This is a genomic window from Streptomyces sp. NPDC004609 (assembly GCF_042873655.1).
Lineage (GTDB): Bacteria > Actinomycetota > Actinomycetes > Streptomycetales > Streptomycetaceae > Streptomyces.
In genome coordinates this window covers 38040-60541 of sequence record NZ_JBIALS010000041.1, presented here as the reverse complement: position 1 = coordinate 60541, position 22502 = coordinate 38040, and the positions used below count along the sequence as shown (strand labels likewise).

The following is a 22502-nucleotide window of genomic DNA, read 5'->3' as shown; positions in this document are numbered from 1 at the left end:
CCGGAATGTGGCGCTCCTCGGTGATTGTCAGTGGCCGGGGTTAGGGTCGCCAGACAGGTGTTCGGCATGTGTTCGGCATGGCTCGGGCAGGGGTGGGGAGGTGGGGGAGCATGAGTGCGCGAGCGGCCGCGCAGAGCTGTCTGGCGGCCAATGACTGGATCTGCGGGGAGTATCTGCGCACCCGCGGTCAGGAGCTGACCGACGCGACGGTCCAGCATGTCTGGATCACTGTGGCCTCGGTCCTGATCGGCCTCGCCGTGGCGTTCCCGCTGGCGCTGCTCGCGCGCGCGAGGCCCGCCTTCGCGGGCCCGGTGCTCGGGCTGACGACCCTGCTCTACACGATTCCGTCGCTGGCGATGTTCTCGCTGCTGCTGCCCGTCTTCGGGCTCTCGGCGGCCCTGGTGGTGACCGGCCTCGTGCTGTACTCGCTCACCATTCTCGTACGGAACATCATGGCCGGTCTCGACGCGGTGCCCGCGGAAGCGCGGGAAGCCGCCCGCGGCATGGGGTACGGCCCCGGCAGGCTGCTGTGGGAGGTCGAACTGCCGCTGGCGCTGCCCGCGCTGATGGCGGGCCTGCGGATCGCCACGGTCTCGACGATCGCGCTGACGACGGTCGGTGCCCTGGTCGGCAAGGGCGGACTGGGCAATCTCATCGACGACGGGGTGCAGACCACGTTCAAGGCACAGGTGCTGACGGCGTCCGTGCTCTGTGTGCTGCTGGCGGCCGTCGCCGATCTGCTGCTGCTGGGCATCCAGCGGCTGCTGACGCCCTGGACCCGGATACCCGGGGCCGCTGAGGCGCGCGCTGCCAGGGGGGCGGACTGATGGGGGTGCTGGCCGACGCGTGGACATGGCTGTCCACGGGGTCCAACTGGTCGGGGGAGAGCGGTGCCTGGCACCGGCTGGGCGAGCATGTCTACGTCAGCGGGGTGGCGCTGGTGCTCGCCTGCGCGATCGCCCTGCCGATCGCGCTCTGGCTCGGACACCTCGGCAGGGGAGGCGCGCTCGCGGTCAACATCTCCAACGCGGGCCGCGCGATACCCGTCTTCGCGGTGCTCGCGCTCTTCATGCTCACCCCGCTCAGGAGCGCCGGTTACACGCCGACGATCATCGCCCTGGTGCTGTTCGCCGTGCCCCCGCTGCTGACCAACGCGTACGTCGGGATGCGGGAGGTCGACCGCGCGGTCGTGGAGGCGGCCCGGGGGATGGGGATGTCGGGCGGGCAGGTCTTCCTGCGGGTCGAGCTGCCGCTGGCGTATCCGCTGCTGATGACCGGGCTGCGCTCGGCCGCCGTGCAGGTGGTCGCCACGGCCACCATCGCGTCCATGGTGGGGCAGGGCGGCCTGGGCCGGATCATCACCGCCGGGTTCAACACGTACAACACCCCGCAGGTCGTGGCGGGCGCGCTGCTCGCGGCGCTGCTGGCCCTGCTGGTGGAGGGGGTGCTGGTGGTGGCGGACCGTTTGATCGACCCGCGCCGCCGGGGGAAGGGCCGGACCCGGCCCGGGGCCGTGAGGCCGCGCCGGTCGCCGGAACCGCTGAAGCCCTGATCCGTGGATCCCCGCCCCCGCGAGCCCCGCCCGCCGGCCCCCGGCCCCCCCGTCGGCCGTGAACCCGGTCGCCTCCGGCCCCGTCGGCCGGCGAGCGCGCCGGGCCGCCGCCTTCCGACGTTCCGAACCCACTGACACATCGACCTTCTGATGTCTTGAAGCTCTGAACGGAGAACGTGATGAACAGGTCCTCTCGTATCGCGGGAGCGGTACTGGCCGTGGTGACCCTCGCGGGTTCCCTCGCCGCGTGCGGCGGCGGGGACAGCCTGGAGAAATCGGAGAACGGATCCGGATCGGGCGGCGGTTCGGGCGGAAAGGGCTCACTCGTCATCGGCTCCGCCTCCTTCACCGAGTCCAAGGTCCTCGCCGAGCTGTACGCGCAGATCCTCGCCGACGCCGGATACAAGACATCGGTGACGACGGTGAAGAACCGCGAGCTGTACGAACCGTCCCTGGAGAAGGGCGAGATCGATGTCGTCCCGGAATACGCGGCGACGCTCGCCGAATTCCTCAACGCGAAGGCGAACGGGCCGAAGGCGCCCGACGAGAAGCCCGTCGCCTCCAGCGATGTGACCGCCACCGTCGCCGCGCTCACCGCGCTCGCCGAGCCGCGCGGACTGAAGGTGCTGCCCGCCGGCGGTGCCGTGGACCAGAACGCGTTCGCGGTGAGCCGGGAATTCGCCGAGAAGAACAACCTCAAGACCCTTTCCGATCTTGGTAAGTCCAAGCTGAAGGTCAAGATCGCGGCGGGGGACGAGTGCGAAGTTCGGCCGTTCTGCGCGCCGGGGCTGAAGAAGACGTACGGCATTGACGTCACCGGTGTCGACCCCAAGGGCGTCGGTACCCCGCAGTCCAAGCAGGCTGTCAAGGACGGTGTGGATCAACTGGTCCTGACCACCACGACGGACGCCGTGATGGACGGTCTGGTCTTCCTGGAGGACGACAAGAAGCTCCAGAACGCGGACAACGTCCTGCCCGTCGTCAATGCCAAGGACGCGGGAGACGCCGGGATTGCGGCGGCCCTGGACAAGCTCACCAAGGCGCTGACCACGGAAGATCTCGCGGAGTTGAACCGCAAGGTGGACGCGGAGCGGGCCAAGCCCCAGGACGCGGCGAAGGCGTATCTGGAGTCCAAGGGCCTTCTGAAGAAGTAGTTCACGGGCGACCCCGGGGCCCTGCGGCCCCGGGTATCCCCTCGGTATCGATCCGAAGTGCCGTGAAGGAAACGTGAAGAGGGGATCCGGCGTTCTCGGCGGCATACTTCAAGACTTACTTGAACGTTATTTGCCGACCCGGCATCCCATTCGGTCTCGGCGCACGGTAAATTTCGGGCCATGCCCCGTGGACGCCACCGCCATTCCCCTCCCCTGCACAGGCTCCTGCCGCCTTCGGCGGTCGCAGGAGCGTCGGTACTGAGTGCCGCCGGCGCGTGGTTTCTCTCGGAACCGGCCCTGCTCCGATCCCTGACCGCCGCCGCGGCCGCCGCCGCCGTCAGCGGCGCCGTCCTGATGCGCAGTTGGGACCGCGCCGCCGGGCGCAAGGTCGCCGACCTCACCCGGGGCCGCGCCAGCGACGCCTGGCAGGCCGAGGAGCGCATAGCCGAACTGGAGTCGGACATAGAGGAGTCGCGCGCACTACGCGCCCGGCTCGATGCCAAGCTCCGTTCCAAGAGGGTCGAGCTGGCCGCGCTCCGCGGTGAGCACGCCGAACTCCTGCGCCGCTACGCGACCGCCGAGACCGAGCGCGCCGACGCTCTCGAAGGCCGCCGCAGGCTGGCGATGGAGGTCGCCGCGCCCAAGGAGCTGTCCGAGTCCGCCTCGGCGACCAGCCGCGCCACCTATCTCCGTGCCTCCAAGGCCCTTGACGACCTCTCGCGCAACGCCGCCGCGCAGAAGGCCAGGGCCACGCTGGAAGAGGCCCGCGACCGCGACATCGCCGAGCGCACCAAGGACGCCAGGGACGCACGGGAAGCCGCAGGCCCGGCGGCCCCGGCCGGTGCCGCCCCGTGGGCCTCGGCCGGCCTCGCGGCCGGGACGGCGGGGGAGACGGCCCCGAAAGTCGGCGATCCCCGGGGGAATCCCGTGGCGGACGCCGAAGAGGAGCAGCACACCCGCCCCACGGCGGCCGCCGTCCCCGCCAGGCGCGCCGCCCCCGGTGCCGCGGCGATCGTCCCGTACGGGCCGCGCCGCCGGCCCGTCAAGCGCCGCCCCGAAGGCGGGTTCGACTTCTTCGGCACGAACCACGGGCACCCGTCGGAGGGTACGGCCGCGGGCGCGGGTGCGCAGAAGGCCATCGAGTCCAAGTCGGCGGAGACGAGGGCGATCGGGACCCGGTCCGTCGAGACCAGGGCCATCGAGTCCCGGGCCGTGGACCCCAAGGCGATCGAGGCCGCGCAGACGGCCGACCTCGCCGATGTGGTCGGCGAGGAGGCCCTGGCCGAGCAGCGCGCGGACGCGGCACAGCGCGCGGGTACGGCACAGGGTGTGTCCCCGGCCCGTCCCGTCAGCGACGTCATCGATCTGACGGTGCACGACGAGACGGAGAAGCTCGACCTGGGCCGGCTGCGGAAAGCGGTCAGCTCCTGACGGATCCCGCCCGCCGACTGCCGGTCACCCCGGCCTCCGCGCCCCGGTGTCGCGGCTCCTCGCGCGCAGGCTACTTGTCGATGTCGCCGACGACGAAGAACAGCGATCCCAGGATCGCGACCATGTCGGAGACCAGGGTGCCCGGCAGCAGCTCGGTGATCGCCTGGATGTTGTTGTACGACGCCGAGCGCAGCTTCAGCCGGTACGGGGTCTTCTCGCCCTTGGAGACCAGGTAGTACCCGTTGATCCCGAGCGGGTTCTCCGTCCAGGCGTACGTGTGCCCCTCGGGAGCCTTGAGCACCTTCGGCAGCCGCTGGTTGATCGGGCCGGGGGGCAGCTCCGCGATCCGGTCCAGGCAGGCGTCCGCCAGCTCCAGCGCGTTGTGCGTCTGGTCCAGCAGCACCTCGAAGCGCGCGAGGCAGTCGCCCGTGGTCCGGGTGACCACCTTGAGGGTGTCCCCCAGCTCCCCGTACGCCAGATACGGCTCGTCCCGGCGCAGATCGAAGTCCACGCCCGACGCGCGGGCGATGGGCCCGCTCACGCCGTACGCGTGCACGGCGTCCGCCGACAGGACGCCCACGTCGCGGGTCCGCCCCCGGAAGATCTCGTTCCCGAGCACCAGCCGGTCGTACACGTCCATCCGCGACCGCACATCCGCGACGGCGTGCCGGACCCGGCCGAGCCAGCCCGCCGGAAGGTCCTCCTTCAGCCCGCCGACCCGGTTGAACATGTAGTGCATCCGGCCGCCGGAGACCTCCTCCATGACGCTCTGGAGCTCCTCGCGCTCGCGGAACGCGTGGAAGACCGGGGTGATCCCGCCGAGTTCGAGCGGATACGAGCCGAGGAACATCAGATGGTTGAGCACCCGGTTCAGCTCGGCGAGCAGGGTCCGGGTCCAGACCGCGCGCTCGGGGACCTCCATGCCGAGCATGCGCTCCACGGCCATGACGACGCCGAGTTCGTTCGAGAACGCGGAGAGCCAGTCGTGGCGGTTCGCCAGCATCACGATCTGGCGGTAGTCGCGGGCCTCGAAGAGCTTTTCGGCGCCGCGGTGCATATAGCCGATGACGGGTTCGGCGTGCTGGATGACCTCGCCGTCGAGCACGAGCCGCAGCCGGAGCACACCGTGGGTGGAGGGGTGCTGGGGCCCGATGTTCAGCACCATGTCGGTGCGCTCGGCGGCCCCGCCGACGCTGAAGGTGGTCTCCGTCATGCCCTCAGTATCCCCCGCGCCCTCCGGGCACGGACCGGGCCCGGCGCCGGGCAACCGGGCCCGTCCGGCGTTTGAGGACGGACCGAGGGGTGAGACCGGGCAGGTGGGGCGCGGTGGGCCGCGTCAACCCGGCCCGTCCGGCGCTGGAAGGAGGAACCAGGCACTCACACGCGTTCCTGGAGCCAGAGGAAGTCACCCAGCCCGCCCCGCGCCGTCAGCTCCGCCGCCTCGCCCGTCGCCGAGAGCGCCCGTACGTACGCGACCGGATCGGTCGACGCCAGCGACAACGGGGGCCGCTCCGCCGACACCCCCAGCCCCCGCAGCGCGTCCCGCTGCGTCGTCAGGACGGCGCCGGGACCCGCGCACGCGTCCATCGCGACATGGGAGGTGATGTCACAGCTCCCGTCCGGCACCGCCCGGACCTCGCGGCCGTCGCGGAAACCCGTCACCGTCCCGAAGCGCGGCCGGGTCCCCGCCGTATGTCCGTAGTCGACGGCCACCGCCCGTCCCGACCGCAGGATCGCCACCGCGTCCGCCCACGCCTCGTCCCGCGGGCGGCCGATCTCCGCGCGGGCACCGGACTCGGTCAGCGGCCACCACCGCGCCAGCCACTCCGCGTCCGCGCCGTCCACGGGCGGACCGAGACGTTCCGTGCCGTCGGGGCGGACGAGCACCCGTCGCGCCACCCCGTCCGCGTCCGCCTCCGCGATGTCGACCGGCACATTGTCGAGCCACTCGTTCGCGAAGAGGAGCCCGCTGACCCCCTCCGGCGGCGAGGGCAGCCAGGAGATCCGCGGATCCAGCCCCTCGGGCCGCTCGGCCCGCTCGATGGCGTAAGCCCGTACCGGAAAACCCTCGGGCAGTGCCGCCAGCACCCCCGTGACCAGCTCACCCCGCCCCGCGCCCATGTCGACGAACGCGTACGCGTCCTCGCTTCCGCCGCCCAGCTCCCGCGCGGTCTCCAGCAGCAGCCGGGCGACCGCCGAGGCGAACAGGGGCGAAGCGTGCACGGATGTACGGAAGTGTCCGGCCGGACCCTCGGGCCGCAGATAAAAACCACCGGGCCCGTACAGCGCCGTCTCCGTCGCATCGCGCCAGCTCAGCCAGGTCCGCGGGGCATCCGTATCGTCCGTCACGGCCATAAGTCTCCACCTTGCGGAGTACGCCTCCGCTGTTCGGATCGCTCTGGCGGTTGACCCCCACGGCTGTCAGCCTTCCCTACGCTGGGTTACGTGCAGCGCCTCTATGACTTCCTTCGCAGAAACCCCACGGGTGTCGACAGCTTCTGGGCTGTCGTACTCCTGGCGTTCTCGGTGCTCGAGGTGGCGAACAATCGGTTCGAGGAGCCCGTGTGGGCCGCTCTTCCGGTGATCGTGGGCCTGAGTCTGGTCGTGGCGCTGCGCCGCCGTATGCCGGAGAAGATGCTGGTCCTCGCCGCGGTGATCGGTCTCGCCCAGCTGCTGCTGGACGTCCGGGTCAACCCGGGTGACTTCGCGATGATGGTGATCATCTACACCGTCGCCGCACAGTCCACATCCCGCTGGGCGTCCCGGCTGGCGCTCATCGGAGGGCTGACCGCCGCCACCCTGTCGATGATCCGCTGGCCCGAGCCCCAGGTGAGCACCCTCGGCCGGATCTTCTTCACCGTGATCCTGACCGTGCCGTTCGCCCTGGCCTGGACGCTCGGCGACTCGATACGCACGCGCCGCGCCTACTTCGAACAGCTGGAGGAGCGGGCGTCCCGGCTGGAGAAGGAGCGCGAGGCGCAGTCGAAGGTCGCGGTCGCCGCCGAACGCGCCAGGATCGCCCGTGAGCTGCACGATGTCGTCGCCCACAACGTCTCGGTGATGGTGGTGCAGGCGGACGGGGCGGCCTATGTCCTCGACGCAGCCCCCGACCAGGCCAAACAGGCTCTGGAGACCATCTCCACCACCGGCCGCCAGGCGCTCGCGGAGATGCGGCGGCTGCTGGGCGTGCTGCGGACCGGGGACGCCCCGGAGAGCGGTGAGTACGTGCCGCAGCCCGATGTGCGGCAGATCGAGGACCTCGTCGAGCAGGTGCGCAAGGCGGGTCTGACCGTGGACTTCAAGATCGAGGGGACGCCGAGGCCGCTGCCGAGCGGTGTCGAGCTGACCGCGTACCGCATCGTCCAGGAGGCGCTGACCAACACCCGTAAGCACGGCGGTCCCGAGGTCGGCGCCAGCGTGCGGCTCGTCTACTTCGACGACGGGCTCGGCCTGCTGGTCGAGGACGACGGCCGGGGCTCGGCGCACGAGCTGTACGAGGACGGGGGCGTCGACGGGCAGGGGCACGGGCTCATCGGGATGCGCGAGCGCGTCGGTATGGTCGGCGGCACGCTGGACGCGGGGCCCCGGCCCGGCGGCGGCTTCCGGATCAGCGCCCTGCTCCCGCTCAAGCCCGCCTGACCCGCCCGACCGCCCGAACCGAACCGCTTCCTGTCCGAACAGCCCTGTCCGACCCGAACCGCCCGAAACCGAACCGTCCGAACTGATCCGGCCGCAACGGCCGCATCGCCCCCTCCGACCACAGCCCCTGCCCCCGCCCACCTGCCCCTGACCCCCTACCACCCTTGGTTGCCCGACCTCCTGACCCCTACAGATTGAGGACCCTGCTGACATGTCCATCCGTGTGATGCTCGTCGACGATCAGGTGCTGCTGCGCACCGGTTTCCGGATGGTCCTGGCCGCCCAGCCGGACATGGAGGTCGTCGCGGAGGCGGGCGACGGCGCGGAGGCCATCGAGGTCCTGGGTTCCACGGCGGTCGACGTGGTGCTGATGGACGTCCGTATGCCGAGGCTGGACGGCGTCGAGGCGACGCGGCGGATCTGCGCCGCCCCGAACCCGCCGAAGGTGCTGATCCTGACGACCTTCGATCTCGACGAGTACGCCTTCTCCGGGCTGAAGGCGGGGGCCAGCGGTTTCATGCTCAAGGATGTGCCGCCCGGTGAGCTGCTGGGCGCGATCCGTTCGGTGCACAGCGGTGACGCGGTGGTCGCGCCGTCGACGACGCGGAGGCTGCTCGACCGCTTCTCGCCGATGCTGCCGAGCACCGGGGGCGAGCCGCGGCACAAGGAGCTGGAGCGGCTCACCGAGCGCGAGCGCGAGGTGATGCTGCTGGTGGCGCAGGGCCTGTCGAACGGAGAGATCGCGGCCCGGCTGGTCCTGTCCGAGGCGACCGTGAAGACCCATGTGGGGCGCATCCTCACCAAACTGGGCCTGCGCGACCGGGTGCAGGTGGTCGTCCTGGCGTACGAGACGGGTCTGGTCCGGGCCGGCGGCGGAGGCACCACGGCGTGATGCCCGCCTCGGCCTCCCGCGCCCGGGCGCGTGGCCGACCGGCACCCGGGCCGGAGCCCCACCGCGCCCGGGCCGGGTGAGCGGTCGGCGCGAGGGGACGGGCCCGGCCGCCCGAGCCCGGCCCACGGCACCCGCGACCTGCCGTAACACCGCACCCGGTCACCCCGCCGGGCCCGGGCCCACGCCGAACCCAGGGCCCGGGGCAGACCGATCAGCGCGATTCCTTCTCCACCCGGTCCAGGAACCCCCTCACCGCCTCCCGCACATCGGCCGCCGTCCACTCCAGGCCCTCGGCGGCGACGGTGACCTCCGTGACCGAGACGCCCGGCGGGCATCCCTGCGGCGACCAGTCGCGGAAGAGGGTGACGCCCGACTCTTCGGCCTGGCGCAGACAGGCCCTGTTCAGCACGTCGGCCGGATACGCGAGATAGACGAAGAACTGGTGGGTGTGGGGAACCTCCGGATGGACGCGGGCCCAGGGCGCGGGGGACGCGTCGAACGCGTCGCGCAGGGCCGAGGCGACGACCTTCGCGTGGGACACGTACACCGGGAGGCGGGGCAGCTCCCGCTCCAGCCCCAGGAGCGCCGAGACGGCCGCCGGGAACTGCTGGAACGCCAGACCGCCGTACCGGTGGCGCCAGGTGCGGGCCTCGGACACCAGGTCCTCGGGGCCCGCGAGCGCCGCGCCGGACAGCCCGCGCAGCGACTTGTAGAACGACACGTACACACTGTCGGCGAGGGACGCGATCTCGTGGAGCGGCCGCCCGAAGTGGGGCGGGCACTCCCACAGCCGCGCCCCGTCGAAGTGGACCACCGCGTCCCGCTCGCGCGCCGCGCCCACGACCGCCACCAGCTCGTCCCAGGTCGGCAGGACGAACCCCGCGTCCCGCAGCGGCAGCTCCAGCATCAGGGAGCCGAAGGGCTCCTCGAAGTCCTGGACCTCCTCGGCCGTCGGCAGCCGGGGCTCCGTCGTCACCCGGACCGTACGCAGGCCGCTCACCGCGCCGAACGCGCCCCGCTCGTGCACCTCCGGGTGGGCGAGCGGGTGCAGGGCCACCGTCCCGCTGCCCGTGCGCCCCGCCCAGCAGCGCAGCGCGACCTGCTGGGCCATCGTCCCGGTCGGGAAGAACACGGCAGCGGGGAAGCCGAGCAGCGACGCCACCCGCTGCTCCAGCTGTTCCACCACCCCGTTCCCGTACACATCCGCCGGCTCGTCCGGGTCGTGGACCGCCGCCGCGTCGGCCGCGAGTCCGGCCAGCCGCTCGCCGAGGAGCTGATCCGTCGCGGTCCGCCACAGCAGCCGGTCCGACGCCCGCCACGCGGCCCGGCGCCTCTCCCTCAGCTCGTCCGCATCCATCCGCTGTCCCCCGTCCGGTCCCGCCCTGTCACTTCCCGATCATGTTCCCTCGATCATTCCCGCTCGTCACGGCACCGTCCACGCCTGTGGACAACTCGCCTGTGGACAGCCAGAGGGGCCTTCGCGGCGCTGGCGTAGCATGACGGCACATCGTCCGGTACCCACCGCGGACTGGAACGGAAGGCCCTACCGCGTGAATGCCACAGCACCCCGTGAGCCGCTCGATCCCCGGGACCGGCCCGCCCGCCTGACCGTCGGTGTCGTCGGCGCCGGCCGGGTCGGACCGGCGCTCGCCGCGTCGCTCCGGCTGGCCGGGCACCGCCCCGTGGCGGTCTCCGGAGTCTCCGACGCGTCGGTGCGCCGAGCCGCCGCCCTGCTCCCCGACGTCCCGCTGGTCCCGCCCGCCGAGGTCCTGGCCCGGGCCGATCTCGTGCTGCTGACCGTCCCCGACGACGCGCTGCCCGCGCTGGTCGAGGGACTCGTCGAGACGGGTGCCGTCCGGCCGGGACAGCTGCTGGTGCACACCTCCGGGCGGTACGGCGCGCGGGTGCTGGACCCGGCCCTGCGCGCGGGCGCGCTGCCACTGGCGCTGCACCCCGCGATGACCTTCACGGGCACGAGTGTGGACGTCCAGCGGCTGGCGGGCTGCTCGTTCGGGGTGACCGCCCCCGAGGAGCTGCGGCTCGCCGCCGAGGCGCTGGTCATCGAGATGGGCGGGGAGCCCGAGTGGATCGAGGAGGAGGCCCGCCCGCTGTACCACGCGGCTCTCGCCCTCGGCGCGAACCACCTGGTCACCCTGGTCGCCCAGTCGATGGAGCTGCTGCGTACGGCGGGGGTCGCCGCCCCCGACCGGATGCTCGGCCCCCTCCTCGGCGCGGCCCTCGACAACGCCCTGCGCTCGGGGGACGCGGCTCTCACCGGACCCGTCGCCCGGGGGGACGCGGGTACCGTGGCGGCCCATGTCGCCGAGCTGCGCAAGCACGCGCCGGGGGCGGTCGCCGGCTATCTCGCGATGGCCCGCACCACCGCCGACCGCGCCCTCGCGCACGGCCTGCTCAAACCGGAGCTGGCCGAGGACCTGCTGGGAGTGCTGGCGGAAGGCGAGCAGAGATGACCCCCGAGACGTCACCCGGGACACCCTCCTCCGGGGCGCAGGGCGCCGAAGCCACCCCCGGAGCGCCCGGAGCCGCGGCCTCCGGCACCCCCGGTTCCGGTTCCGGCACCCCGGGTTCCTCCAGCGCCCCATGTACCTCTGATACCTCCGGCACCCCTCGTACCTCCGGAGACTCGCGTACCTCCGCCCGGGGCGGCCCGCGCTCTCCCGGGCGCTGGTCGTTCTCGTTCGGCGGCGGGCCCACGGTCGAGCTGGTGCGGACGCTGGAGGATCTCGACCATGTCCTCAGCCATGACTCGGTCCCCGGCGGTACCGCCGTCGTCATGACCATGGGCGCGCTCCACGAGGGACATGCCACCCTCATCCGCGCCGCCCGCGAGCGCGTCGGCCGCAAGGGCTATGTGATCGTCACCGTCTTCGTCAACCCGCTCCAGTTCGGCCCGGGCGAGGACCTCGACCGTTACCCCCGTACGCTCGACGCCGATCTGGCGGCCGCCGAGGCCGCGCGCGCGGACCTCGTCTTCGCACCCTCCGCCGACGAGATCTACCCGGACGGACAGCCCCGGATCCGCATCGGCGCGGGACCCCTGGGCGAGCGTCTCGAAGGAGCGAGCCGCCCCGGCCACTTCGACGGCATGCTCACCGTCGTCGCCAAGCTGCTCCACCTCACCCGCGCCGACGTCGCGCTGTACGGGCAGAAGGACGCGCAGCAGCTCGCGCTGATCCGCCGGATGGTCCGCGATCTGAATATTCCGGTGGAGATCGCGGCCGTGGACACCGTCCGCGAGGAGGACGGCCTGGCCCTGTCCAGCCGTAACCGCTTCCTCTCGCCCGCCGAGCGGACCACCGCCCTCGCGCTGTCCCGCGCCCTGTTCGCGGCCCACGACCGCCTCGCCGCCGAGCAGGCGCTGCTGGCCAGGGCGGAGGCCATCCCCGGCACCCGCGCCCGTGCCGAGGCGCTCTCCGCGATGGGCGAGGCACGTGCCGCGGCCGACGCCGCCGCCGTGGCCCAGGCCGGTGCCGGCGCCGATGCCGTACGGGCCGCCGCCCGCACCGTCCTCGACGAGGCCGCCCGCTCCACCCCGCCGCTCGTCCTCGACTATCTCGCCCTGGTCGACCCGGAGACGTTCACCGAGGTCCCCGACGGCCACCACGGTGAGGCGATCCTCGCGGTCGCCGCCCGCGTCGGCGCGACCCGGCTGATCGACAACATCCCCCTCAGGTTCGGAGCCACCTCGTGACCGGCGCACCCCAGACCACCGGCATACGGCTGGACGCCCCACCGCCGGGCTGGTCCATCGCGGCCGATGTCGTCGTGGTCGGCTCCGGTGTCGCGGGCCTGACCGCCGCACTGCGCTGTGCCGCGGCCGGGCTCTCCACCGTCGTGGTCACCAAGGCCCGTCTCGACGACGGCTCGACCCGCTGGGCCCAGGGCGGCATCGCCGCCGCGCTCGGCGACGGCGACACCCCCGAACAGCACCTGGACGACACGCTCGTCGCGGGCGCCGGCCTGTGCGACGAGGAGGCCGTCCGCCTCCTGGTCACCGAGGGCCCCGGGGCGGTGCGGCGGCTGATAGCGTCCGGCGCCCACTTCGACACCTCCGCCTCCGGCGAGATAGAGCTGACCCGCGAGGGCGGCCACCACCGGCGCCGTATCGCCCACGCGGGCGGTGACGCCACGGGCGCCGAGATCTCCCGGGCCCTCGTCGGCGCCGTGCGCGACGCCGGACTGCGCACGATCGAGAACGCCCTGGTCCTGGACCTCCTCACGGACACCGCCGGCCGCACGGCCGGCATCAGCCTCCATGTCATGGGCGAGGGGCAGCACGACGGCGTCGGAGCCGTCCACGCCCCGGCCGTCGTCCTCGCCACCGGCGGTATGGGCCAGGTCTTCTCCGCGACCACCAACCCCGCCGTCTCCACCGGCGACGGCGTCGCGCTCGCGCTGCGCGCCGGGGCGGAGATCTCGGACCTCGAATTCGTCCAGTTCCACCCCACGGTGCTGTTCCTCGGCACGGACTCGGAGGGCCAGCAGCCGCTGGTCTCGGAGGCCGTACGGGGAGAGGGCGCCCATCTCGTCGACGCCTCCGGCACCCGTTTCATGCTCGGGCAGCACGAGCTGGCCGAGCTGGCCCCCCGGGACATCGTCGCCAAGGCCATCATGCGCCGTATGCGGGAGCAGGACGCGGCCCACATGTATCTCGACGCCCGCCACTTCGGCGCGCGGATGTGGGAGCGGCGCTTCCCGACGATCCTCGCGGCCTGCCGGGCGCACGGCATCGACCCGGTCACCGAGCCCGTCCCGGTCGCCCCCGCGGCGCACTACGCCTCCGGCGGCGTCCGCACCGACCTGCACGGCCGCACCACGGTCCCCGGGCTGTACGCGTGCGGAGAGGTCGCCTGCACGGGAGTGCACGGCGCCAACCGGCTCGCGTCGAACTCCCTCCTGGAGGGCCTGGTCTTCGCCGAGCGCATCGCGGCCGACATCGCCTCCCGCGCCCCCCTGGCCGCCGGTGCCCCCGCGTCCTCGGGCACCCCCTCCGTACTGCCGCTGATCGCCCCGGAGGCACGCGCCGGGATCCAGCGGATCATGTCGCACGGCGCGGGCGTCCTGCGCTCCGCCGACAGCCTCACCGCGGCGGCCCGGGCGCTCCACGAAGTCCACCGCTCGGCCGTCAACGACAGCCGGGAGAAGACCGCCGAGCCGGGTGTCGAGTCCTGGGAGACCACCAACCTCCTCTGTGTCGCCCGGGTGCTGACCGCCGCCGCGCTGGAGCGCGAGGAGACCCGGGGCTGCCACTGGCGCGAGGACCGCCCCGACCGCGACGACGGGACGTGGGGCCGCCATCTGGTGGTCCGCCTCGCCGCCGACCGCTCGCTCGTCGTCCACCGGACCGACAGCACCGCCTTCCCGCCGACAGCCCCTAGGGAGCCCCAGCCGTGAGCACGCCCCAAGAACGTCCGCGCCCCGTGGACGTACCCCTGATCCAGATCGGAGCACCGGCCGCGGAGTCCGGCGGCGGCTGCGGTGACGGCTGCGGCTGCGGGGGTGAGTACGAAGGCGGGGGCGAGTACGAATGCGGCCTCGACCCCGCGCTCGCCGCGCTGCTCGCGCAGGCGGGCCTGGACCCCGTCCAGGTCGAGGACATCGCCCATCTCGCGCTCGGCGAGGACCTCGACGGCGGTACGGACGTCACCTCCGTGGCGACCGTCCCCCCGGACGCGGTCGCCACCGGAGACTTCACGGCCCGGGAGGCCGGCACGGTCGCGGGCCTCCAGATCGCCGAGGCCGTCCTCTCCGTCGTCGCCTCCGAGGAGTTCGAGGTCGAACGGCACGTCGCGGACGGCGACCGGGTCGAGGCGGGCCAGAAGCTGCTGTCGGTCACCACCGGCACCCGCGAACTCCTCACCGGCGAGCGCAGCGCGCTGAACATCCTGTGCCGGCTCTCCGGCATCGCGACCGCCACGCGCGCGTGGGCGGACGTACTCGACGGTACGAAGGCGAAGGTCCGCGACACCCGCAAGACCACGCCCGGCCTGCGCGCCCTGGAGAAGTACGCGGTCCGCTGCGGCGGCGGCGTCAACCACCGGATGTCCCTCTCGGACGCGGCCCTCGTCAAGGACAACCACGTGATCGCGGCGGGCGGCGTCGCGGCGGCCTTCAAGGCCGTACGGGACGCGTTCCCCGACCTCCCCGTCGAGGTCGAGGTCGACACCCTGCCCCAGGTGCGCGAGGTGCTCGACGCGGGCGCGGATCTCATCCTGCTGGACAACTTCACCCCCGCCGAGACCGCGGAGGCCGTCGCGCTCGTCGCGGGCCGCGCGCTCGTCGAGTCCTCCGGCCGGCTCACCCTCGACAACGCGCGGGCGTACGCGGACACCGGAGTCGACTATCTGGCGGTCGGGGCCCTCACCCACTCCTCCCGCATCCTCGACATCGGACTCGACCTGCGTGAGGCGGACGCCTGATGCTGCTCACCATCGACGTCGGCAACACGCACACGGTCCTCGGTCTCTTCGACGGCGAGGAGATCGTCGAGCACTGGCGCATCTCCACGGACGCCCGCCGTACCGCGGACGAACTGGCCGTCCTCCTCCAGGGCCTCATGGGCATGCACCCGCTGCTCGGCATGGAGCTGGGCGACGGCATCGAGGGCATTGCCATCTGCTCCACGGTCCCGTCCGTCCTCCACGAGCTGCGCGAGGTCACCCGCCGCTACTACGGCGACGTCCCGGCGGTCCTCGTCGAGCCCGGGATCAAGACCGGTGTGCCGATCCTCATGGACAACCCCAAGGAGGTCGGCGCCGACCGCATCATCAACGCGGTCGCGGCGGTCGACCTGTACGGCGGTCCGGCGATCGTCGTCGACTTCGGCACGGCGACGACCTTCGACGCGGTCAGCGCGCGCGGCGAGTACGCGGGCGGTGTGATCGCCCCCGGGATCGAGATCTCCGTCGAGGCGCTCGGCGTCAAGGGCGCGCAGCTGCGCAAGATCGAGCTGGCGCGCCCCCGGAGTGTGATCGGCAAGAACACGGTCGAGGCGATGCAGTCGGGCATCGTGTACGGCTTCGCGGGCCAGGTCGACGGTGTGGTGCGCCGGATGAAGCGGGAGCTGGCGCCGGACGAGCCGGAGGAGGTGACGGTGATCGCTACGGGCGGTCTCGCGCCGATGGTCCTCGGCGAGGCGTCGGAGATCGACGAGCACGAGCCGTGGCTGACCCTGATCGGTCTGCGCCTGGTCTACGACCGCAACATCTCCCGCATGTAGCCCCGCCGGGCCCAGCCTCCGCCCGCGCCCCGCGGTCCTTCCGAGCCCCGCCAGGGAGGAGCCCGGCCCCGGGGCCACGTACCCCTGCCTCGGCCCTCCGCCACGTGGCCCCGGCCCTCCGGGCCCGGGCGGCCGACCGTACGGCCCCGAACCCGGCGAGGCCGTCCGGCGCGGGCCCGGCCGAACACCCGGCCCGTCCGGTGTTCGGGGACGGAGTCCGAGCCGCAGACCTTGCGCGGCGCCGGCTGCGCGGTCCGGCCCGTCCGGTGGCCGAGGACCGAGCCCGGTACATCGGGCGACGAGGGACGGACCGTCGAGGACCCGCCCGCGCCCAGGGGCGTCCCGCGCCGCACGGCGGGCCGGGCGCATGCGCCGACCTGTCGTCGCCCCGCCGTCGACCCGCCCGGAATTGTCTAATTAGCCCGATTTTGTCCGAGCGCGCGTATCGTCGGGGCATGCCCACGCCATACGGATCCCGCGGCGGCATGGCCTTCAGCGCAGACGAGCTGCGTGTGCTCCGACGCGCCCTCGCCGTTGCCCTTCAGCCCGCCCCCCTCGCCGACGAGGACGTCCAGGACTGCCTGCGGCTGGCAGATTCCGTGGACGAGGCCGCACGCGAGGCGGGCCGGCTGCGCGCCTTCCTGCTCGCCGATCTCGCCCGCTACCGCGCCGCGCTCCCCGGCGCGGTGGCGGGCTACCTGGAGCTGCTCCAGGACGCTCTGGCGGCCGGCTACGACCCTCGCCCGGACGACCTCGCCGCCCTGCGGGCCCTGCGCGGCAACCCGGTCGCCGCGGCGGTGCTGGACCACTGCGAGGTGATCGCGGAGCGGTCGGTACGCGCCCGCCTGGCCGCCCGCCCGGACGCGCCGGAAGCGGGCGCGACCGCCCCCGCCCCCCGGACCCGCCTCCTCGCGCTCCCCGGGGGCCGCGCCGCCGACGAACGGCGCCCGAAGCCCGAGCCGCGGCCCCGGCCGAAGCCCGAGCCCGCCTCCCCCGCGCCCGGCGAGCGGCCCGTGCCCAAGCCGTCCGAGGTCTTCCCGCCACGCCGCAGACCCGTGCCCCCACCGGAGGAGCGGGCCGCGGGCTAGCTACTCTGGCAACCATGGACTACGTATCCGCGCTTGTGCCTCCCGTGGTGATGGCCGTCTTCTTCACCATCCTGATCGTGACGATCGTCAAGAGCCAAGGCGGCCCGAACAAGGCCAAGGAGGACGCGTTCGTGGACGCCGCGATCGCCCGCGCGGAGGCGGCCCGCCAGACCGTCAAGGGCGACTGACGCCCCACCCGCCCCCGGCGCGTACAGGACACATGGCTGACTTCCCGTCGGTCATGTGTCCTTTTTGTTCCGTCATTACTGAATATTCCGACTTCTCCCACTATGGTGACGATGTGCCCCGCCAATTGGGAGATCTCGAAGACGCCGTCATGACACGCGTCTGGCAATGGAACCGGCCGGTCACCGTCCGGGAAGTCCTGGAAGACCTTCAGCAGGACCGGTCCATCGCGTACACGACCGTCATGACGGTAATGGACAATCTCCATCAGAAGGGCTGGGTCCGCAGGGAAGTCGAGGGCCGTGCCTATCGATATACGGCCGTCTCCACCCGTGCCGCCTACTCGGCCGCGCTCATGAACGAAGCCTGGTCCAAGAGTGACAACCCCGCGGCCGCCCTGGTCGCCTTCTTCGGCATGATGTCGCAGGAGCAGCGGGAAGCTCTGCGGGCGGCGGTCCGTATCGTTCAGGCGGACGCCCCGCAGAACGATCCCGTTGAGGTCGACAACGCACCGGAAGACACCGTTCACGGTGATGCCGGCGGTGATGCCGGAAGCGAAGACCGGAGCGAAGGCGAGAGCGGCGCGGAGAGTGAAGACGCCGCCGAAGCCGGGCGCGCAGTTCAGGCGGGTGTTCGCCGTGACGAGGCCGCCGACGGCCCGCCGACCACGGGGCGATAGCGTCGGCGCATGCCTTATCCCGCAGCAAATGCCATCACCGTCCGGCGTGCCAGGACCAGCGATGTGCCCTCGGTCCGCCGGCTCGTCGATCCGTACGTGAGTGAAGGCATCCTGCTCGACAAAGCAACCGTCACTCTTTACGAAGCCATCCAGGAGTTCTGGGTCGCCGAACGCGAGGAAGACGGTACGGTCGTCGGATGTGGTGCCCTGCATGTCATCTGGGAAGACCTCGCGGAAGTGCGCACTCTTGCCGTCGACCCGCTCTTGAAGGGCACCGGCATCGGTCACCAGCTGCTTGACAAGCTGTTGCAGACGGCGCGCTGGCTGGAGGTGCGCAGGGTTTTCTGCCTCACCTTCGAAGTGGACTTCTTCGGCAAGCACGGCTTCGTCGAGATCGGTGAGACGCCGGTCGACGGAGATGTCTACACCGAGCTGCTGCGTTCCTATGACGAGGGCGTCGCCGAGTTCCTCGGGCTCGAACGCGTGAAGCCGAACACCCTGGGCAACAGCCGGATGCTTCTGCACCTGTGATCCCCCTCGGGCCCCATCCGGGACCGTGAACCCGGACCGGATCCCTATGTCCGAATCGCGCACGTTTCCCGTCTTCCCGGGGTTCTGAACCTCTGCCAAGGGTTTGTGTTTTCCAGGGAAAAGCGGTTTCCTTTCCGCGTACTGCATTTTCGATGAAAGGAAATCCGGTGGCACAGAAGGTTCAGGTCCTTCTTGTCGACGACCTCGACGGCGGCGAGGCGGACGAGACGGTGACGTTCGCTCTGGACGGCAAGACCTACGAGATCGACCTCACCACTGCCAATGCGGACAAGCTCCGCGGGCTGCTGGAGCCGTACGCCAAGAGCGGCCGGCGGACCGGTGGGCGTGCCGCCGCGGGCCGCGGCAAGGGCCGCGCGGCGAGCGACAACAAGAACACCGCGGAAGTCCGCGCCTGGGCCAAGGCGAACGGTTACGAGGTCAACGACCGCGGGCGCGTCCCCGCCACGGTGCGTGAGGCGTACGAGAAGGCCAACGGCTGATCAGCGCACTCTTAATCGGCCGAGTATTCACCCGCTGCGTATTGGTACTGGTTCGCACGGACATTCGTACGCAGCAAACGGGCCCGGTGGCATTCCGTCGCCGCCGTGTCCAGGAGCCGTACGAGATCGGGGCCGCCTCCGGCACCCGCTCCCGGGCCGCGCCGCCCGAACGGGGCGAGGGCCGGAAGAGTCGGCTCCACCTCACGCCCCGGCACGGGGGGCCGCAGCCACACGGCGGCCCCCCGCGAGCCGGCCCAGCCGGGCGGTACCGGAGCGGTCGTCCGCCCGCCCGCGCCGAGCGCGGTCAGCCCCAGGGCGATCCCGCCCCACTGCAGCCAGTCGAGCAGCTCCGGCAGCTCATCGGCGCTCCCCGCGGCCACCAGCAGCCGCATCCGGTCCCCCTCCAGCGCGACGGGCCCGGTGGGGACCGCACGGCGCAGGACGGCGGCGCCCGCGTCCGCGGGCAGCTCCAGCACATCGAAGCGCAGCCCGGTGAGCAGCCGGACGGGCCCGCCCACGGCCGCCGGGGAGCCCTCCGCGACCGCCCAGCCGAGTGTCGTCCCGTACCACCGCGCGACGGCCCGGGAGCGGGCCTCGTGCCCCTCGGAGGGCTGACGCTGGGACGGAAGGCTGACGGTCACACCCCGGGAACTCCCGATCGGCCCAAAGAGTTACGCAGGGTGGGGCGGGCATTGCGCACGGTGCCCCGATCCGGGGCGTTCGGCCGTGTGCGGCGAAGCAAGTCTGTTCGCCCGTAGCGGAGGGAACCGGTGCGCGCCGCATGGAGTGTCAGTGCTTACGGGTAAGACATTCCTAGTGGGGAGGGGCGACACGCTCGCAGGACGGCCTTACGTTCGCCATCGGCGTACAGATGGAGAGAGTAACTGCCTGGCCTGCGGGAACATCGTCTCGCACCATCGGGTTGGAGCAGTTGTCGGCGTTCAGGGCTCAGGAGGCCACAGACGGGTGTCGGCAGTTGGAATGAGCGGTCCCCGCTTGCGGGACTAAGCTGCGGAAGGACAGGGAGGGGACCGACCCCTTACTGCCTGACCGCTCTGAGGAGCGATTAACGATGTTCGAGAGGTTCACCGACCGCGCGCGGCGGGTTGTCGTCCTGGCTCAGGAAGAAGCCCGGATGCTCAACCACAACTACATCGGCACCGAGCACATCCTCCTGGGCCTTATCCACGAGGGTGAGGGTGTCGCCGCTAAGGCCCTGGAGAGCCTCGGGATTTCGCTCGAGGCGGTCCGCCAGCAGGTGGAGGAGATCATCGGCCAGGGCCAGCAGGCCCCGTCCGGGCACATCCCCTTCACTCCCCGTGCCAAGAAGGTCCTGGAGCTGTCGCTCCGCGAGGCCCTCCAGCTCGGGCACAACTACATCGGCACCGAGCACATCCTGCTCGGCCTGATCCGCGAGGGCGAGGGCGTCGCGGCCCAGGTCCTCGTGAAGCTGGGCGCCGACCTGAACCGGGTGCGGCAGCAGGTCATCCAGCTGCTCTCCGGCTATTCGGGCAAGGAGGCCGCCACCGCAGGGGGCCCCGCCGAGGGCACGCCCTCGACCTCGCTCGTCCTGGACCAGTTCGGCCGCAATCTCACGCAGGCCGCCCGTGAGTCCAAGCTCGACCCGGTCATCGGGCGCGAGAAGGAGATCGAGCGGGTCATGCAGGTGCTGTCCCGCCGTACCAAGAACAACCCCGTGCTCATCGGCGAGCCCGGCGTCGGCAAGACGGCGGTCGTCGAGGGCCTGGCGCAGGCCATCGTCAAGGGCGAGGTGCCCGAGACCCTCAAGGACAAGCACCTCTACACCCTGGACCTCGGCGCGCTGGTCGCGGGCTCCCGCTACCGCGGTGACTTCGAGGAGCGCCTGAAGAAGGTCCTCAAGGAGATCCGCACCCGCGGCGACATCATCCTGTTCATCGACGAGCTGCACACGCTCGTCGGCGCGGGTGCCGCCGAGGGCGCGATCGACGCGGCCAGCATCCTCAAGCCGATGCTCGCCCGGGGTGAGCTCCAGACCATCGGCGCCACCACGCTCGACGAGTACCGCAAGCACCTGGAGAAGGACGCGGCCCTGGAGCGCCGCTTCCAGCCCATCCAGGTCGCGGAGCCGTCGCTGCCGCACACCATCGAGATCCTCAAGGGCCTGCGCGACCGGTACGAGGCCCACCACCGGGTCTCCATCACCGACGAGGCCCTCGTCCAGGCCGCGACCCTGGCCGACCGGTACATCTCGGACCGCTTCCTGCCGGACAAGGCGATCGACCTGATCGACGAGGCCGGCTCCCGGATGCGCATCCGCCGGATGACCGCGCCGCCGGACCTCCGCGAGTTCGACGAGAAGATCGCGGGCGTGCGCCGCGACAAGGAGTCGGCGATCGACTCCCAGGACTTCGAGAAGGCTGCCTCCCTGCGCGACAAGGAGAAGCAGCTCCTCGCCGCGAAGGCCAAGCGCGAGAAGGAATGGAAGGCCGGCGACATGGACGTCGTCGCCGAGGTCGACGGCGAGCTGATCGCCGAAGTCCTCGCCACGGCGACCGGCATTCCCGTCTTCAAGCTGACGGAGGAGGAGTCCTCCCGCCTGCTGCGCATGGAAGACGAGCTGCACAAGCGCGTCATCGGGCAGAAGGACGCCATCAAGGCCCTCTCGCAGGCCATTCGCCGTACGCGTGCGGGTCTGAAGGACCCGAAGCGCCCCGGTGGCTCGTTCATCTTCGCCGGCCCCTCCGGTGTCGGTAAGACCGAGCTGTCCAAGACGCTCGCCGAATTCCTCTTCGGCGACGAGGACGCCCTGATCTCCCTCGACATGTCGGAGTTCAGCGAGAAGCACACGGTTTCCCGTCTCTTCGGTTCCCCGCCCGGATACGTGGGATACGAAGAGGGCGGCCAGCTCACCGAGAAGGTCCGCCGGAAGCCGTTCTCCGTCGTCCTCTTCGACGAGGTGGAGAAGGCCCACCCCGATATCTTCAATTCCCTTCTGCAGATCCTGGAGGACGGTCGGCTGACCGACTCCCAGGGCCGCGTCGTGGACTTCAAGAACACGGTCATCATCATGACGACCAACCTCGGGACCCGGGACATCTCCAAGGGATTCAACCTGGGCTTCGCGGCACAGGGCGATGTCAAGACCGGCTACGAGCGGATGAAGGCGAAGGTCAACGAAGAGCTGAAGCAGCACTTCCGGCCCGAGTTCCTGAACCGTGTCGACGACACGGTCGTCTTCCACCAGCTCACCGAGGAAGACATCATCCAGATCGTCGACCTGATGATCGCCAAGGTCGACGAGCGCCTCAAGGACCGTGACATGGGCCTGGAGCTCAGCCCCACGGCCAAGTCGCTCCTCGCGAAGAAGGGCTACGACCCGGTGCTGGGCGCCCGGCCGCTGCGCCGGACGATCCAGCGCGAGATCGAGGACATCCTCTCCGAGAAGATCCTCTTCGGCGAGCTGCGCCCCGGTCACATCGTGGTCGTGGACTCCGAGGGCGAGGGTGAGGAGAAGAAGTTCACCTTCCGCGGCGAGGAGAAGTCCGCGCTGCCGGACGTTCCGCCGATCGAGCAGGCGGCGGGCGGCGCCGGGCCGAATCTGTCCAAGGAGGCGTAGCCTCCGGGACCG

At 71.6% G+C, this 22502-nt stretch carries 21 protein-coding genes; 17 read left to right on the top strand and 4 right to left on the bottom strand.

The features are described 5' to 3' along the window. The first annotated feature begins 110 nt into the window (after positions 1 to 110). The 4 genes from ACFYT4_RS30615 to ACFYT4_RS30600 all read left to right on the top strand — a co-directional run bounded on the left by ACFYT4_RS30615 (position 111) and on the right by ACFYT4_RS30600 (position 4137). Positions 111 to 827, top strand: a complete 717-nt coding sequence (locus ACFYT4_RS30615) for an ABC transporter permease (protein ID WP_389276186.1) — start codon at positions 111 to 113, stop codon at positions 825 to 827. Continuing rightward, positions 827 to 1552 (top strand): ABC transporter permease, encoded by a 726-nt coding sequence (locus ACFYT4_RS30610; protein ID WP_389276183.1) that lies wholly within the window; start codon positions 827 to 829, stop codon positions 1550 to 1552. Before ACFYT4_RS30615 ends, ACFYT4_RS30610 begins: the two co-directional genes overlap by 1 nt. Before the next feature lie 179 nt (positions 1553 to 1731). Then, complete coding sequence (locus ACFYT4_RS30605) at positions 1732 to 2706, top strand: ABC transporter substrate-binding protein (RefSeq protein WP_389276180.1); 975 nt, start codon at positions 1732 to 1734, stop codon at positions 2704 to 2706. Positions 2707 to 2886: 180 nt separating this feature from the next. Next, positions 2887 to 4137 carry a hypothetical protein gene (locus tag ACFYT4_RS30600; protein ID WP_389276177.1) on the top strand — a complete coding sequence of 417 codons (1251 nt, stop codon included), beginning with the start codon at positions 2887 to 2889 and terminating at the stop codon, positions 4135 to 4137. A 70-nt stretch (positions 4138 to 4207) separates the two neighbouring features. Here the strand turns inward: ACFYT4_RS30600 and ACFYT4_RS30595 are convergent, their stop codons facing one another. Both ACFYT4_RS30595 and ACFYT4_RS30590 read right to left on the bottom strand, forming a co-directional pair. After that, a complete protein-coding gene (locus ACFYT4_RS30595; RefSeq protein WP_389276174.1) occupies positions 4208 to 5350 on the bottom strand; it encodes an NADH-quinone oxidoreductase subunit D in 1143 nt (380 codons plus the stop codon). Positions 5351 to 5514: 164 nt separating this feature from the next. Next, positions 5515 to 6492 carry an SAM-dependent methyltransferase gene (locus ACFYT4_RS30590; RefSeq protein WP_389276171.1) on the bottom strand — a complete coding sequence of 326 codons (978 nt, stop codon included), beginning with the start codon at positions 6490 to 6492 and terminating at the stop codon, positions 5515 to 5517. 90 nt (positions 6493 to 6582) lie between these two features. Here ACFYT4_RS30590 and ACFYT4_RS30585 point away from each other — a divergent pair, with 90 nt between their 5' ends. Both ACFYT4_RS30585 and ACFYT4_RS30580 read left to right on the top strand, forming a co-directional pair. Continuing rightward, a complete protein-coding gene (locus ACFYT4_RS30585; protein WP_389276168.1) occupies positions 6583 to 7776 on the top strand; it encodes a sensor histidine kinase in 1194 nt (397 codons plus the stop codon). Positions 7777 to 7987: 211 nt separating this feature from the next. After that, positions 7988 to 8668, top strand: coding sequence for a response regulator (locus tag ACFYT4_RS30580; RefSeq protein WP_389276166.1), 681 nt, complete (start codon positions 7988 to 7990; stop codon positions 8666 to 8668). Positions 8669 to 8879: 211 nt separating this feature from the next. On the opposite strand, the gene ACFYT4_RS30575 is transcribed toward ACFYT4_RS30580, so the two are convergent. Then, the gene (locus ACFYT4_RS30575) at positions 8880 to 10025 is read right to left on the bottom strand and encodes a threonine aldolase family protein (protein ID WP_389276163.1); all 1146 of its coding nucleotides are present in this window, start codon (positions 10023 to 10025) and stop codon (positions 8880 to 8882) included. A gap of 193 nt (positions 10026 to 10218) precedes the next feature. Here ACFYT4_RS30575 and ACFYT4_RS30570 point away from each other — a divergent pair, with 193 nt between their 5' ends. The 10 genes from ACFYT4_RS30570 to ACFYT4_RS30525 all read left to right on the top strand — a co-directional run bounded on the left by ACFYT4_RS30570 (position 10219) and on the right by ACFYT4_RS30525 (position 18892). After that, on the top strand, positions 10219 to 11139 hold the full coding sequence (locus ACFYT4_RS30570) for a Rossmann-like and DUF2520 domain-containing protein (protein WP_389276160.1): 921 nt from the start codon (positions 10219 to 10221) through the stop codon (positions 11137 to 11139). A gap of 251 nt (positions 11140 to 11390) precedes the next feature. Next, positions 11391 to 12380 carry a pantoate--beta-alanine ligase gene (gene panC, locus ACFYT4_RS30565; RefSeq protein WP_389276225.1) on the top strand — a complete coding sequence of 330 codons (990 nt, stop codon included), beginning with the start codon at positions 11391 to 11393 and terminating at the stop codon, positions 12378 to 12380. Beyond that, positions 12377 to 14083 carry an L-aspartate oxidase gene (locus ACFYT4_RS30560; RefSeq protein WP_389276157.1) on the top strand — a complete coding sequence of 569 codons (1707 nt, stop codon included), beginning with the start codon at positions 12377 to 12379 and terminating at the stop codon, positions 14081 to 14083. The genes panC and ACFYT4_RS30560 overlap by 4 nt, the downstream gene beginning before the upstream one ends. Further along, positions 14080 to 15108: a carboxylating nicotinate-nucleotide diphosphorylase gene (gene nadC / locus ACFYT4_RS30555; protein ID WP_389276154.1), complete on the top strand. Its 1029-nt coding sequence runs from the start codon at positions 14080 to 14082 to the stop codon at positions 15106 to 15108. The genes ACFYT4_RS30560 and nadC overlap by 4 nt, the downstream gene beginning before the upstream one ends. Next, positions 15108 to 15908, top strand: coding sequence for a type III pantothenate kinase (locus tag ACFYT4_RS30550; RefSeq protein WP_389276151.1), 801 nt, complete (start codon positions 15108 to 15110; stop codon positions 15906 to 15908). The genes nadC and ACFYT4_RS30550 overlap by 1 nt, the downstream gene beginning before the upstream one ends. 485 nt (positions 15909 to 16393) lie before the next feature. Beyond that, positions 16394 to 16996: a hypothetical protein gene (locus tag ACFYT4_RS30545; RefSeq protein ID WP_389276222.1), complete on the top strand. Its 603-nt coding sequence runs from the start codon at positions 16394 to 16396 to the stop codon at positions 16994 to 16996. A 14-nt stretch (positions 16997 to 17010) separates the two neighbouring features. Next, positions 17011 to 17184: a hypothetical protein gene (locus ACFYT4_RS30540; protein WP_389276148.1), complete on the top strand. Its 174-nt coding sequence runs from the start codon at positions 17011 to 17013 to the stop codon at positions 17182 to 17184. Positions 17185 to 17333: 149 nt separating this feature from the next. After that, positions 17334 to 17861, top strand: coding sequence for a BlaI/MecI/CopY family transcriptional regulator (locus ACFYT4_RS30535; RefSeq protein ID WP_389276219.1), 528 nt, complete (start codon positions 17334 to 17336; stop codon positions 17859 to 17861). 9 nt (positions 17862 to 17870) lie between these two features. Then, positions 17871 to 18392, top strand: coding sequence for an amino-acid N-acetyltransferase (locus ACFYT4_RS30530; protein WP_389276145.1), 522 nt, complete (start codon positions 17871 to 17873; stop codon positions 18390 to 18392). A gap of 167 nt (positions 18393 to 18559) precedes the next feature. Next, complete coding sequence (locus tag ACFYT4_RS30525) at positions 18560 to 18892, top strand: Lsr2 family protein (protein WP_389276143.1); 333 nt, start codon at positions 18560 to 18562, stop codon at positions 18890 to 18892. An 11-nt stretch (positions 18893 to 18903) separates the two neighbouring features. Here the strand turns inward: ACFYT4_RS30525 and ACFYT4_RS30520 are convergent, their stop codons facing one another. Next, positions 18904 to 19533: an SCO3374 family protein gene (locus ACFYT4_RS30520; RefSeq protein WP_389276140.1), complete on the bottom strand. Its 630-nt coding sequence runs from the start codon at positions 19531 to 19533 to the stop codon at positions 18904 to 18906. Positions 19534 to 19964: 431 nt separating this feature from the next. Between ACFYT4_RS30520 and ACFYT4_RS30515 the strand changes: the two genes are divergently transcribed. Next, a complete protein-coding gene (locus tag ACFYT4_RS30515; protein ID WP_389276137.1) occupies positions 19965 to 22490 on the top strand; it encodes an ATP-dependent Clp protease ATP-binding subunit in 2526 nt (841 codons plus the stop codon). Positions 22491 to 22502: the final 12 nt, after the last annotated feature.